The following is a 13,380-nucleotide window of genomic DNA, read 5'->3' as shown; positions in this document are numbered from 1 at the left end:
GGTAAAGCTCAGGCGCGCGGTACCAGGTGCGGCGCGAGCGTCGTGAGCTTCTCGCAGGTCTCCTCGAATTCCCGGTCCGGGGTCGAATCGCCGATGATGCCGGCACCGGCCCGCAGCCAGGTCTTGCCTTCGGCTTCGTAGCAGGCGCGGAGTGTCAGCGCCGCGTCCATGCCGCCGTCGGCCGAGAACGTCACCACCGCACCGGAATACAAGCCGCGGGGCGCCTCGTCGAGCCGCAGGATCGCGTCAACGCTCTCGGCCTTGGGAATGCCCGATGCGGTGACGGCCGGGAACAGGGTCTCCAGCGCGTCCATGCGGTCCATCGAGCGCTGCAGCCGCCCGCCGACGGTCGACCCGAGATGCTGGACGCTGCCGCGCTCGCGGACGGTCATGAAGTCCAGCACCACCGCGGTACCCGGCTCGGCCACCTCAGCGATCTCCGACACCGACGTGCGCACCGAAATCGCGTGTTCCACAATCTCTTTCGGATTCGACTCCAGGTCGTCGCGGGCGGCGCGGTCGTTGTCGGCGCCACGCCCAAGGGCGCGGGTGCCTGCGAGCGGTTCGGTCAGCACGGTGCCGTCGGCACGCACCGCGGCGACCAATTCGGGGCTGTAGCCCAGCGCCCGGATTCCACTGAGGTGCAGCAGGAATGACCGCGCCGGGGTGTTGTTGTGACGGCCCACGCGATACGTGGCCGGGAAGTCGACGGTGAACGGCACGTCGAAGCGCCGCGACAGAATGACCTTCTGGTACTGGCCGCTCGTGATCTCGTCGATCGCGGTGGCGACGCGGTCGCGATAGTTCGACGAGTCCGCCCGGACATCCACCGCGGTGGCCGCCGGCACCGCGCTCACTCCGTCCGCCAGCACCGCACGCAGTGCCTCAGTCTGGCGGTCATCGGCGCCGATCAACGTGATCCGCCCGTCCGACACCACGAATTGGGTACGGGGCCAGAGGATTCGGGCCAGCGGCGTGCCCGGCTGCAGTCGCGCCTGCAGACCGAAGCGATACGTGCCGAACTCGAATGCCACCCACCCGAACAGCCGGTCGGTTTCGAGCAGCAACCGGTCGACGGCCTCGCCGAGCGCCGCACCCGGACGTCCGGACCACGCCTGCCGCTGCACCACGCCGTCCTGGATCACCCGCAACTCGTCGGAGTCGAGTTCGACGACGGCCCGCACGCCCAGCGCCAACGTCCACTCGCCGTCGCGCTCGTAGACGACGTAGTCCTCGCCGTCACGTTCAGGCAGCACCCGGGCCAGCTCGGCCACGAGGTCAACGGGGTTCGTACCGGTCGGCAGCGACAGCTCGATCGACTCGGCGTTGTCGGAACTCGTCTCGAAACTGACCTTCGTCACGGGAAGTAAATGTAGCCTAACCTAGGTAAACCAGGTGCACTACGCCGTCGCCCGCGGTGTGATTCGCGTTAATCCAGCAAGGTGCGCACCACACCGTCGGCCAGCAACCGGCCGCGGTCGGTCAGCACCACACGCTCTCCGGCCGCATCGACCAAGCCATCGGCCACCAGGCCCGCCAGGCGCGCGCGTTCACCTGCGGTGAGATCACCACAGGCCAACCCGCGCCGCAGCCGAAGCCGAAGCATCACGTCCTCGAGGTGGCGAGCCTGCGGGTCGAGCTCTTCGAAGTCGGCCACCGGCAACTGTCCGTCGGCCAACGCTTGCGCATAGGCGTTGGGGTGCTTGATGTTCCACCACCTGGTCGCACCCAGGAACCCGTGCGCTCCCGGTCCGGCGCCCCACCATTCGCCGCCGTCCCAGTAGCCGAGGTTGTGCCGGCACTCGCCGCCCGGTCGGCTCCAGTTCGACACCTCGTACCACTCGAAGCCGGCCTCCGACAGATGCGTGTCCAGCAACTCGTAACGCTGCGCGAGCACATCGTCGTCGGGTGCGGCGATCTCACCGCGGCGCACCCGCCGAGCCAGCGCGGTGCCGTCCTCGACCACCAGGGCGTAGCCCGATACGTGATCGACCCCGGCGTGCACCGCGGCGTCGACCGAACGCCGCAGGTCGTCGTCGGACTCCCCCGGCGTCCCGTAGATCAGGTCGATGTTGACGTGCTCGAAGCCCGCGGCCCTGGCCTCGGCCGCCGCGGCCGGCGCCCGGCCCGGTGAATGCGTGCGGTCCAAAACCGCCAGCACGTGGGGCGCCACCGACTGCATACCGAGCGAAACGCGGGTATAGCCGGCTTCGCGCAGCGCCGCGAAGAACTCGGGCGAGGTCGATTCCGGATTGGCCTCGGTGGTCACCTCGGCCGCGGCGGCAAGCTCGAAGTTGTCGCGGACGGCGTCGAGGACTGCAGCCAGTCCGGCGCTCCCGAGCAGCGAGGGTGTCCCGCCGCCGACAAACACGGTCCGAACCGGCACCGCACCCACCCGCGCCGCGGCCATCCGCAACTCGACGCGCAGCGCGGCCAGCCAGCCCTCGGGGTTGGATCCGCCCAGTTCAGTGGGCGTGTAGGTGTTGAAGTCGCAGTATCCGCAGCGGGTGGCACAGAACGGCACATGGATGTAGATGCCGAACGGTCGTCCCGCGACGGGCGCCAGATCGGGCTGGCCTGACGGCGCGGTCCGGGTGGTCATGCAACGATTTTCCCAGACTGTCCAGCGGGGACTTTTGCTCACCGTGAGCGCAAATATGGCCCGGTTAGGGGCTATGGCGACAATCGTGGCACAATGGCCGCGTGACTTCCGCCAACAACAGCACCACCCGCGTATCGCTGGTGGCTCGGCGGCATGTCGATTTCAAGCGTGTTTGTAGCTGTTGCTGTCTGCCTTGATCCTGTGTAGACCTGCCCACCTGTACTTTCAGCTGGCCACCGGATCTGCGCCGCCGGACAGCCACCGGTGAACAGCGCGGCCTAAGGCCAGCTCCTCCGCGAAGGAGCACCTACAGTGACAACCCCCAAGGCACCGGCCAAAGCCGCACGTCCCGCCAAGCGTCCCCGCGGCGAAGGACAGTGGGCTCTGGGCTATCGCGAGCCGCTCAATCCCAATGAGCAGGCAAAGAAGGACGACAATCCGCTCAACGTGCGGGAGCGTATCGAGAACATCTACGCCAAGAACGGCTTCGAGAGTATCGACAAAGGCGACCTGCGCGGCCGCTTCCGCTGGTGGGGGCTCTACACCCAGCGCAAGCCCGGCTACGACGGCACCTGGACCGGTGACGAGAACACCGACATGCTCGAGGACTCGTACTTCATGCTCCGGGTGCGCTGCGACGGCGGTGCGCTCTCTGTCGCGGCGCTTCGGACGCTCGGTGGCATCTCGACCGAGTTCGCGCGCGACACCGCCGACATCTCCGACCGCGAGAACGTCCAGTACCACTGGATCCGGGTCGAGGACATGCCGGAGATCTGGAAGCGCCTCGACGCCGTCGGACTGCAGACGACCGAGGCCTGCGGCGACTGCCCGCGCGTCGTGCTCGGCTCGCCGCTCGCCGGTGAATCCCTCGATGAGGTGATCGACGGCACCCCGGCGATCGACGAGATCGTGCGGCGCTACATCGGCAAGAAGGAGTACTCCAACCTGCCGCGCAAGTTCAAGACCGCGATCTCGGGCTTGCAAGACGTCGTTCACGAGGTCAACGACGTCGCGTTCATCGGGGTCAACCACCCCGAGCACGGGCCCGGTTTCGACCTGTGGGTCGGCGGTGGCCTCTCCACCAACCCGATGCTCGGCCAGCGGCTGGGCACGTGGGTGCCCCTGGACGAGGTGCCCGAAGTGTGGGAGGGCGTCGTCAGCATCTTCCGCGACTACGGCTACCGGCGGCTGCGGTCCAAGGCCAGGCTGAAGTTCCTGGTCAAGGACTGGGGCACCGAAAAATTCCGCGAGGTTCTCGAGACCGAGTACCTGAAGCGTCCGCTGATCGACGGACCGGCCCCCGAGCCGGTGACCCGTCCGATCGATCACGTCGGCGTGCAGCGCCTCAAGAACGGGCTGAACGCCGTCGGTGTCGCGCCGATCGCGGGCCGGGTCTCGGGCACCATCCTCAGCAAGGTCGCCGACCTCGCCGAGGCGGCGGGTTCGGACCGGATCCGCTTCACGCCGTACCAGAAGCTCATCATCCTCGACGTCCCCGATGACAAGCTGGACGAGCTGCGCGACGGCTTGGACGCGCTCGGACTGCCCTCGCAGCCGTCGCATTGGCGGCGCAATCTGATGGCCTGCACCGGCATCGAGTTCTGCAAACTGAGCTTCGCCGAGACCCGCAAGCGCGCTCAGTCGCTGGTCCCCGATCTGGAGAAGCGGCTCGAGGACATCAACGCCCAGCTCGACGTGCCGATCACCGTGAACATCAACGGCTGCCCGAACTCGTGCGCGCGAATTCAGGTCGCCGACATCGGCTTCAAAGGCCAGATGATCGACGACGGTGACGGGCCAGTCGAAGGTTTCCAGGTGCACCTGGGCGGCAGCCTCGGCCTGGACAGCGGTTTCGGCCGCAAGCTGCGCCAGCACAAGGTGCTCTCCACCGAGCTCGGCGACTACATCGACCGGGTTGTTCGCAACTTCGTGAAACAACGCGAGTCCGGTGAGCGTTTCGCCCAGTGGGCCGTACGGGCCGACGAAGCTGATTTGAGGTGAGTGCTTTGACGACGACGATGGAGTCCGAGCTACGCGAACTGGCCGAACGGGGCGCTGAGGAGCTTGCGGGCGCGAGCGCGGAGGAACTGCTGCGCTGGACCGACGAGCACTTCGGCGGCGCCGGTGGGCCGGGCAGTAGGCCTGAGTACGTGGTGGCCTCGAACATGCAGGACGCGGTGCTCGTGGAGATGGCGGCCAAGGTGCGCCCCGGCGTCGACGTGCTGTTTCTCGACACCGGCTACCACTTCGCCGAGACGATCGGCACCCGCGATGCCGTGGAGGCCGTCTACGACGTCCACGTGGTCAACGTGGCGCCCGAGCACAGCGTCGCCGAGCAGGACGCGTTGCTCGGCAAGGATCTGTTCGCGCGCAATGCCGGTGAGTGCTGCCGGCTGCGCAAGGTCGAGCCGCTGAGCAAGGCTCTCCAGGGCTACCGCGCTTGGGTGACCGGTATCCGCAGGGTCGAAGCGCCGACCCGCGCGAACGCGCCGTTGATCAGCTGGGACAACGCATTCGGCCTCGTGAAGATCAACCCGATCGCGGCGTGGTCCGACGACGATATGCAGGCCTACATCGACGCCAACGGCATTCTCGTCAATCCCCTTGTCTACGAAGGCTATCCGTCTATCGGCTGCGCACCGTGCACGAGTAAGCCGCTCGTCGGCGCCGATCCGCGCAGCGGTCGCTGGGCCGGCCAGTCCAAGACGGAATGCGGGCTGCACGCCTCGTGAGGTTGTTGTGACGCTCGTCCTCACCGCACACGGCAGCGCAGATCCGCGTTCGTCGGCGAACGCCCATGCGATCGCCGGCCATCTGCGCCGCCTGCTGCCCGACACCGACGTGCGGGTGGCGTTCTGCGAGCAGAACGCGCCGAACCTGGCCGACGTGCTGCCGGACGTCGCGCCCGGCTCGGTGGTGACACCGCTGCTGCTGGCCAGTGCGTTTCACGCCCGTACCGACATCCCCGGCCTGATCGCCCAGTCGGGCGCCGACGTCCTCCAGGCCGACGTGCTCGGCGAAGACCCGCGGCTGCTTCAGGTGGTTCGGGAACGCCTTGCTGCACTGGGAGTTTCACGCTTCGACGCCGCGCTGGGCGTGGTGCTCACCGGGGTCGGCTCATCGCATCCGGCCGCCAACGCCCGCACCGCGTCGCTCGCGGGCAGCTTGGCCGAAGGGACTCGGTGGGCAGGCGTGCAGGTCGCGTTCGCGACCGGTCAGACCCCCTCGGTGCCCGAGGCCGTCGAGCAGTTGCGTGCCAGTGGCGCCGAGCGCTTCGTGATCGCGCCGTGGTTCCTGGCGCACGGCCGCATCACCGACCGCGTCGCTGAATACGCTCGCAGCCAAGGCATTCCGATGGCCGAACCGCTAGGCCCGCACCGGTTGGTGGCGGCGACGGTGCTCGACCGCTATGAAGAGGCACTCGCCGCGTACAGCGCAGGCTTCGCCGCTTAGCCCTCCGGGCATTCCTTCCTTCACGCAGCCCTGGCGTCGAGTTCGACGCCAGGGCTGTGCTTTGCCGTGTCGCGGCAGCTTCTGACGACCCTGGTGTCGAACTCAACGCCAGGGACCGAGGTCACATCACACAACCTTGACCCATATACCCATGGGGGTATATTCGGAATCAAGAAAGATATACCCCTGGGGGTATCAGAATACGAGCCTAGGAGCTGAACAATGAAGTTCATCCAGTACTACCTGGAGTGTCTGTCGCACGCGTCGTACCTGATCGGCGATGAAACGTCGGGCCGAGCGGTCGTCGTCGACCCCCAACGCGATGTCGCCGAGTATCTGGCAGACGCCGAAGAACACGGCTTCCGGATCGAGCTCGTCATCGAGACGCACTTCCACGCCGACTTCGTGTCGGGCCACCTGGAACTTGCCCAGGCCAGCGGCGCGAAGATCGTGTACTCATCCGTCGCGCAGCCCGAGTTCGACTTCATGGGAGTCGACGATGGACAGCGATACTCGCTCGGCGAGGTGACGCTGGAGTTCCGCCACACTCCCGGACACACCCCGGAATCGATGAGCATCGTGGTGTACGAACATGCCGGCGACCCGGTCCCCTACGGCGTGCTGACCGGCGACACCCTGTTCATCGGCGATGTGGGCCGGCCGGACCTCTTGGCCTCCGTCGGGTTCACCCGCGACGAACTCGCCGACAAGCTCTATCACTCGCTGCGCGACAAGCTCATGACGCTGCCCGACGCGACGCGGGTCTACCCCGCACACGGTGCGGGCTCGGCCTGCGGCAAGAACCTCTCCACCGAGCTGTCGTCGACCATCGGTGACCAGAAACGCACGAACTATGCACTGCGGGCCGCCGACAAACAGTCGTTCGTCGACCTTGTCACCGCGGGACAACCCCCTGCCCCAAGCTATTTCGTCTACGACGCGGTCCTCAACCGCAAGGATCGGGAATTGCTCGACGAAACGGCCATGCCACAGTCCATGGATTACGACCAAGCGGCCACGGCACTTGCCGGCGGCGCCGTGCTGATCGACGGCCGCAGCCCGGAAGAGTTCGCCCAGGGCCACCTGCGGGGCGCGATCAACATCGGCTTGGCGGGGCGCTATGCGGAATTCGCCGGCTCGGTGGTCAAACCGGACGCCGACATCGTTCTGGTCACCGAGGCCGGGCAGGAGTTGGAGGGCAAGAATCGCTTGGCCCGCATCGGGTTCGACCGGGTCAGCGGTTACCTCGCCGCACCAGAGCAGACGATGTTCGCACATCGCGACCAGGTGCAGGTGGCATCGCGACTCACCGCAGAGGCTTTCGCGCAGCGATCCGCCGAGGTCGCCGATCTGCAGATCGTCGACGTGCGCAACCCCGGTGAGGTGGCGGCCGGGATGGTCCCGGGCGCGGTCAACATCCCCGTCGGCCAACTGCCGGACCGGGTCAGCGAACTCGACGCCAACCGTCCCACGGTCGTCTACTGCGCGGGCGGCTACCGCTCGTCGGTCGCCGCAAGCCTGTTGCGCCAGAAGGGATTCACCGACGTCAGCGACATCCTGGGCGGCTACAACGCCTGGGCCGCGAGCACTCAAACGGCGTGAGGCGCAAAGACATGATGACCGTGATTCAACTTGCCGGAAGGGCCGACTGACCGCCATGCTCGCGCTGATCCTGTCGCTGGCCGTTCTGGTCGGGGTGTCCCTCGGCTTGCTCGGCGGGGGCGGCTCGATCCTCACCGTGCCGCTGCTCGCCTACGTGGCCGGTCTGGACGCCAGGCAGGCGATCACCACATCGCTGCTTGTCGTCGGGGTCACCAGCGTCATCGGCGCCGTCACTCATGCGCGGAACGGTCATGTGCAGTGGCGCACCGGACTGTTGTTCGGCGTGACCGGCACGGCAGGGGCGTATGCGGGCGGACTGATCGGGCACCTGCTGCCCGGTTCGGTACTGCTGACCGCGTTCGCCGTCGTGATGATCGCGACCGCGGTAGCCATGCTCAACCGACGCCCGGAGTGCACCACACCGGCCGTACGCGCGCCCGCGGTCAAGACCCTGCTGATGGGCCTGGTCGTGGGCGTGGTAACCGGAACTCTCGGCGCGGCAGGCGGATTCGTCGTGGTTCCCGCGCTGGCCCTGCTCGGCGGTCTGCCGATGCCCATCGCCGTCGGCACCTCGTTGATCGTCATCGCCATGAATTCGTTCGCCGGTCTCGCCGGCCAGCTGAGCACTGTGCCGATCGATTGGACGCTTGCCGCGATGGTCACGGCTGCCGCCGTGGCGGGAAGTCTGCTCGGCGCCCGGCTGACCGCACGCGTCGATCCGGACACGCTGCGCCGCACGTTCGGCTGGTTCGTGCTGGCGATGGCCTCGATCATCCTGGCCGAGGAAGTCCATCCCGTCGTCGGGCTGGTCGCCGGTACCGCAACCGCGATCGGCGCCTTCTATTACTTCGTGTGCAGGCGCTACGCATGGTGTCCCGTCCAACGACTGTTCGGTCCACCTGCTCCCGCGACATGACCGATCTCGATACCCCCGCCGGTACGATCCCGGCAGTGACAACTACGACTTCGAAAGGCGCACACCATGGTCGGTGACCAGGAGGCCATCGCCGCTGTCCTCAATCGGCTGCGGCGCGCACAGGGACAACTCGCAGGCGTGATCTCGATGATCGAGCAGGGCCGCGACTGCAAAGATGTTGTGACACAACTCGCCGCGGTATCGCGGGCGCTGGACCGGGCCGGATTCAAGATCATCGCCACGGGTCTGCGCGAGTGCATCACCGACGAACGCGCCTACGGCGCCGAACCTATCGAGGTGTCCGAACTGGAGAAACTGTTCCTCGCCCTCGCCTGACGGACTAGGTGGTGGTGAGCGCCTGGTCTTCGTCGGTGCTTCGCACCACCACCTGGACGTCGCCGGCGATCTGCGGTACGCGTGTGGCTCTGACGTAGACGGTGTCCCCTTCCTTGAGACCCAGCGCCTCGGCGTCACCCCGGGTGATCTGGGCGGTGAACGGCACGTTGTTCGTGGCACTGGTGAGTTCGACGCGTACCTCGAAGCCCAGCATCACGATGCGGTCGATCGTGGCCCGCAGCACACCGGTGACCTCCGCGGTGCCGTCGCCCGCCGCGATCGCCATCTCGGGATTGCGGCCGACGCGAATGTCGTGGGGCCGCACCAGGATTCCGTTCAACTCCGACACCGCGCCCAGGAAGGACATCACGAATGCATTGGCCGGCTCGTCGTACACCTGCGTGGGCGATCCGACCTGCTCGATACGTCCCTTGTTGAGCACCGCGATGCGATCGGCGACGTCGAGCGCCTCGGCCTGGTCGTGCGTGACGAGCACGGTCGTGACGTGAACCTCGTCGTGCAGGCGGCGCAGCCACGTCCGCAGGTCGTCGCGGACCTTCGCGTCGAGCGCTCCGAACGGTTCATCGAGCAGCAGCACCTGCGGGTCGACGGCGAGCGCACGCGCCAATGCCATCCGCTGGCGCTGGCCACCCGAGAGCTGATTGGGATAGCGTGTCTGAAAGCCGCTGAGCCCCACCACTTCCAGCAGGTTGTCGACTCTCTCCTTGATCTCGGCCTTTGGGCGTTTGCGGATCTTGAGACCGAAGGCCACGTTGTCGCGCACCGAGAGGTGCTTGAACGCGGCATAGTGCTGGAACACGAAGCCGATGCCACGCCGCTGCGGCGGCACCCCCGTCACGTCGCGGCCGTTGATGGTGATGGTGCCGGTATCGGGTTGGTCCAGGCCGGCGATCGCCCGCAGCAGCGTCGACTTGCCGGAACCACTCGGCCCCAGCAGCGCGGTCAACGAGCCCGCCGGCACCTCGAAGTCGATGTTGTCCAATGCGGCGAAGCTGCCGTAGTGCTTGTTGGCACCGCGTACCACGATCGCATCGGTTCCCGAGTTGGTCACAGCGATCACTCCTTCTAAGACTGTTCAGCCGAGATTCGGCGCCGGTCGAGAACCACCTGGACCACCAGGACGACGACGGCGACGGCCATCAGCAAGGTCGATATGGCATATGCGCCGTACACCGACTCTGCGGTGCCACGGTTGTACCGGTCAGCCACCAACAGCGTCAGCGTCTGCGATGCGCCGGGCAGATTCGACGACACCATGATCACCGCGCCGAATTCGCCGAGGGTGCGGGCGATGGTCAGCACGATGCCGTAGGTGAGGCCCCACCGGATGGACGGCAGGGTGATCCGCCAGAACGTCTGCCACCAACTGGAACCCAGCGTGGCGGCGGCCTCTTCCTGGTCGGTGCCGATCTCGTGCAGCACCGGTTCGACCTCGCGGATGACGAACGGAACCGTCACGAAGATGCTGGCGAGCACGATGCCGGGAAAACCGAAGATGATCTTGAATCCGAGGTTGCTCTCGACGAACCCGAACAGCCCGGCCGAGCCCCAGAGCAGGATCAGGGCGACACCGACCACCACGGGTGACACCGCGAACGGCAGGTCGATGACCGCCTGCAACGCGCTCTTGCCACGGAACTTGTTGCGCGCCAGAACAAGCGCGGTGGGCACCCCGAACAGCACGTTCAGCGGCACCACGATGGCCACCACCAACAGGGACAGCTGGAGGGCCGAGATGGCCGCGGGTGTGCCCACCGAAGCGAAGAACGCGCCGAGCCCGGGCGCGAACGTGCGCCACAGGATCAACGCCACCGGCACGATGACCAACACCGCGATGTAGGCCAGCGCCAGATACCGCAGCAGATTGCGCACCCACGGTGACAGCGTCATGCCGAAAGCTCCTCACGTTTGGCCGCCCGCGAACCAACCGCCCTCAGCACGAACAACACCACGAACGAGATGACCAGCAGCACGATGGAGATCGCCGCCGCACCGGTGCGGTCGTCGTTTTCGATGAGCGTGCGGATCCACTGTGATGAGACCTCGGTCTCACCGGGAACCGCGCCGCCGATCAGCACGACCGATCCGAATTCGCCGATCGCCCGCGAGAACGCCAACCCGGCGCCCGACAGCAGCGACGGCAACAGTGCCGGGAGGATCACCTTGGTGAAGATCACCTGATTGGAGGCGCCCAGCGATGCGGCGGCCTCCTCGACCTCGCGGTCGAGTTCAAGCAGCACCGGTTGGACCGAACGGACCACGAACGGCAGTGTGACGAACAGCAGCGCGACGCCGACACCCCACTTGGTGTGTTGCAGGTGCAGCCCGACCGGACTGGCCGGTCCGTAGAGCGCCAACATCACCAGGCTGGCCACGATGGTGGGCAACGCGAAGGGCAGGTCGATGACCGAATCGACGATCCGCTTGCCCGGGAAGTCGTCGCGCGTGAGCACCCAGGCGACCAACAGACCGAAGACCACGTTGACGATCGTGACGCCGGCCGAGATGGTCAGCGTCACCCGAAACGACTCGATCGCCGCGTTGGACGTGACCGCCAGCCAGAAGGCGTTCCAGCCACCGCCCGCCGACTGCCACAGGATGGCGGCCAGGGGCAGCAGCACGATGACGCTCAGCCAGATGGACGCGGCACCGACCCGCAGCGAGGTCGTACCGTAGCGTCTACGACGCGCGCCGGGAGCGCGACCTCCCGGCGCGGTCGCGGATGCCGATTCGGTCTCAGCCGCAGCTGTCATCCAGTCGCCTGCTTGTAGATCTTGGTGATCGTCCCGTTGTCCTTGTCGAACAGCGCGGGATCGACCTCACTCCAGCCGCCGAGTTCGGCGATCGTCCACAGCTTCTCCGGTGTCGGGAAATCTTTCGTGAACTCGGCGGCAACGGCCGGGTCAACGGGCCGGAAACCGGCTTCCGCCCACAGCCTTTGTCCTTCGGGCGTGTAGAGGAAGTTCTTCAGCGCGTTGGCCGCGTCCGCGTGCGCACTGGTGTTGACGACCGCGACCGGGTTCTCGATCTTGAATGTCTGCGGCGGGTTGATGTGCTCGACGGGCTTGCCCTGCCGTTCGACGTTGATGGCCTCGTTCTCGTAGCTGATCAGCACGTCGCCGGTGCCCTGGAGGAACACGTCGGTGGCTTCCCGCCCCGACCCCGGACGGGTCTTGACGTGCTCGGTCACGAGCTTGTTGACGAAGTCGATGCCCGCCGCAGCGTCCTTGCCGCCGTTGCTCTTGGCCGCGTAGGGAGCCAGCAGGTTCCACTTGGCCGAGCCCGAACTCAGCGGGCTGGGCGTCACGACCTCGAGGCCCGGCTGCAGCAGATCGTCCCAGTCCTTGATGCCCTTGGGGTTGCCCTTGCGGACGACGAGCGAAACCACCGAGCCGAACGGGATGCCCTTGGTGTTGCCCGCGTTCCAGTCCTCGGCCACCTTGCCCGCCTTGACGAGCCGGGTGATGTCGGGTTCCACCGAGAAGTTGACGATGTCGGCCGGCTTGCCGTCGACGACGGCCCGGGACTGGTCGCCCGAGGCGCCGTAGGACGTCGTCACGGCGACGCCCTTGCCCTCTTCGGTTGCCGTGAACGCCGGGATGATCTTGCTCCAGCCCGGCTCGGGAACCGCATATGCGACAAGAGTCAGGGTGGTTTCCGCGCCGCCGGCACCGCCGTCGCCGCCCGCGACGTCACTCGATCCACCGCCGCATCCCACGACGAGCACCCCGGTGGTGGCCAGCACAGCTGAGTTCCTCGCGACGTTCCGCCAGAACTTGTTGATGTCGAGCTTCTTGGTGGGCACTGATGACCTTTCGTTGCGAGCTACGGACAGTGGTGGTCCGTCACGGCGGAAAGACGAATGGATCAGTGCTCGGGCAAACAGCGAGCCCACCACCGACCCCAAACCGCGGACGGGTTGGAGTCAGCGACAACAGTGAACGTCTGCAACAGCGCATGAACCCACGGCACGGAGGGCCACGACGTGGCTCTGCGTGGTGCCGGACGCTGCTTGCATGGCGCGAAGAATAACAGAGTCTGACGCCGGCGCCTCCCGAGCGATCGGGTCAGCGGGTCACGAACCACATGACGATGACGAGGACCACGAGAATCGCCAGCACCAGGGTCACGCGGGAACGCGGCATGCCGGTCATTCGGTCCTCATCGCCTCGGCCAGTTCGTCAGATTCGTCCGCTCCGGCCCGCCGTAACCTGCGGATACCGGCCGTGCCCTGGCCGAGAGCGCCGTCGAGCACCACTGCGGCACCGTACGCGAGGGCCAGGACGACGGGCATCACCACCGCGGTCTGGACCACGAACGGCAGGCCCGTCAGCCACAGCTCCACGCCGTCCCACCAGCTGAGGATTGCGCCCATGCCGAAAGCGTATGCGATGGCCGTGCCCGGACAGATTCATCCCATCGCGGTCAGTAACGTTCGACACGTGGCATT

General features: G+C 66.7%; 15 protein-coding genes. 7 read left to right on the top strand and 8 right to left on the bottom strand.

Features of this window, described 5'->3' with window-relative positions; genetic code table 11:
- Positions 1–8: 8 nt before the first annotated feature.
- Both AWC31_RS31100 and hemW read right to left on the bottom strand, forming a co-directional pair.
- On the bottom strand, positions 9–1,361 hold the full coding sequence (locus AWC31_RS31100; protein WP_085148739.1) for a salicylate synthase: 1,353 nt from the start codon (positions 1,359–1,361) through the stop codon (positions 9–11).
- 68 nt (positions 1,362–1,429) lie between these two features.
- Positions 1,430–2,602 carry a radical SAM family heme chaperone HemW gene (gene hemW / locus AWC31_RS31095; RefSeq protein ID WP_085148736.1) on the bottom strand — a complete coding sequence of 391 codons (1,173 nt, stop codon included), beginning with the start codon at positions 2,600–2,602 and terminating at the stop codon, positions 1,430–1,432.
- A gap of 101 nt (positions 2,603–2,703) precedes the next feature.
- On the opposite strand from hemW, the gene AWC31_RS38340 reads away from it, so the two are divergent.
- The 7 genes from AWC31_RS38340 (at position 2,704) to AWC31_RS31060 (ending at position 8,909) form a co-directional block, all read left to right on the top strand.
- A complete protein-coding gene (locus tag AWC31_RS38340; RefSeq protein WP_374213964.1) occupies positions 2,704–2,799 on the top strand; it encodes an Ms4527A family Cys-rich leader peptide in 96 nt (31 codons plus the stop codon).
- Between the two features lie 115 nt (positions 2,800–2,914).
- Positions 2,915–4,603 carry a nitrite/sulfite reductase gene (locus tag AWC31_RS31085; RefSeq protein ID WP_067852010.1) on the top strand — a complete coding sequence of 563 codons (1,689 nt, stop codon included), beginning with the start codon at positions 2,915–2,917 and terminating at the stop codon, positions 4,601–4,603.
- 17 nt (positions 4,604–4,620) lie between these two features.
- Positions 4,621–5,334, top strand: a complete 714-nt coding sequence (locus AWC31_RS31080) for a phosphoadenylyl-sulfate reductase (protein ID WP_207626476.1) — start codon at positions 4,621–4,623, stop codon at positions 5,332–5,334.
- A 7-nt stretch (positions 5,335–5,341) separates the two neighbouring features.
- A complete protein-coding gene (locus tag AWC31_RS31075; RefSeq protein WP_085148730.1) occupies positions 5,342–6,055 on the top strand; it encodes a sirohydrochlorin chelatase in 714 nt (237 codons plus the stop codon).
- Positions 6,056–6,277: 222 nt separating this feature from the next.
- Positions 6,278–7,657 carry an MBL fold metallo-hydrolase gene (locus AWC31_RS31070; RefSeq protein ID WP_085148726.1) on the top strand — a complete coding sequence of 460 codons (1,380 nt, stop codon included), beginning with the start codon at positions 6,278–6,280 and terminating at the stop codon, positions 7,655–7,657.
- Between the two features lie 55 nt (positions 7,658–7,712).
- A complete protein-coding gene (locus AWC31_RS31065) occupies positions 7,713–8,573 on the top strand; it encodes a sulfite exporter TauE/SafE family protein (protein ID WP_085148723.1) in 861 nt (286 codons plus the stop codon).
- Between the two features lie 66 nt (positions 8,574–8,639).
- Positions 8,640–8,909 (top strand): metal-sensitive transcriptional regulator, encoded by a 270-nt coding sequence (locus tag AWC31_RS31060; protein ID WP_085148720.1) that lies wholly within the window; start codon positions 8,640–8,642, stop codon positions 8,907–8,909.
- 4 nt (positions 8,910–8,913) lie between these two features.
- Here AWC31_RS31060 and AWC31_RS31055 read toward each other — a convergent pair whose 3' ends face one another.
- The 6 genes from AWC31_RS31055 to AWC31_RS31035 form a co-directional block, all read right to left on the bottom strand.
- Entirely contained in the window at positions 8,914–9,981 is a 1,068-nt protein-coding gene (locus AWC31_RS31055; protein ID WP_165766085.1) for a sulfate/molybdate ABC transporter ATP-binding protein, read from the bottom strand.
- Between the two features lie 14 nt (positions 9,982–9,995).
- Positions 9,996–10,820 (bottom strand): sulfate ABC transporter permease subunit CysW, encoded by an 825-nt coding sequence (gene cysW / locus AWC31_RS31050; RefSeq protein ID WP_085148714.1) that lies wholly within the window; start codon positions 10,818–10,820, stop codon positions 9,996–9,998.
- The gene (cysT, locus tag AWC31_RS31045; RefSeq protein ID WP_085148711.1) at positions 10,817–11,683 is read right to left on the bottom strand and encodes a sulfate ABC transporter permease subunit CysT; all 867 of its coding nucleotides are present in this window, start codon (positions 11,681–11,683) and stop codon (positions 10,817–10,819) included. Before cysT ends, cysW begins: the two co-directional genes overlap by 4 nt.
- On the bottom strand, positions 11,680–12,735 hold the full coding sequence (locus tag AWC31_RS31040) for a sulfate ABC transporter substrate-binding protein (protein WP_085148709.1): 1,056 nt from the start codon (positions 12,733–12,735) through the stop codon (positions 11,680–11,682). Before AWC31_RS31040 ends, cysT begins: the two co-directional genes overlap by 4 nt.
- 120 nt (positions 12,736–12,855) lie before the next feature.
- Positions 12,856–12,948 carry an Ms4533A family Cys-rich leader peptide gene (locus tag AWC31_RS38335; RefSeq protein WP_374213962.1) on the bottom strand — a complete coding sequence of 31 codons (93 nt, stop codon included), beginning with the start codon at positions 12,946–12,948 and terminating at the stop codon, positions 12,856–12,858.
- Positions 12,949–13,080: 132 nt separating this feature from the next.
- On the bottom strand, positions 13,081–13,305 hold the full coding sequence (locus AWC31_RS31035) for a hypothetical protein (protein ID WP_067851991.1): 225 nt from the start codon (positions 13,303–13,305) through the stop codon (positions 13,081–13,083).
- Between the last annotated feature and the right edge of the window lie 75 nt (positions 13,306–13,380).

Origin of the sequence: Mycolicibacterium wolinskyi (assembly GCF_002101965.1) — a bacterium.
Lineage (GTDB): Bacteria > Actinomycetota > Actinomycetes > Mycobacteriales > Mycobacteriaceae > Mycobacterium > Mycobacterium wolinskyi.
The sequence above is the reverse complement of the archived record's forward strand: the minus strand, read 5'-3'. Positions and strand labels throughout refer to the sequence as shown.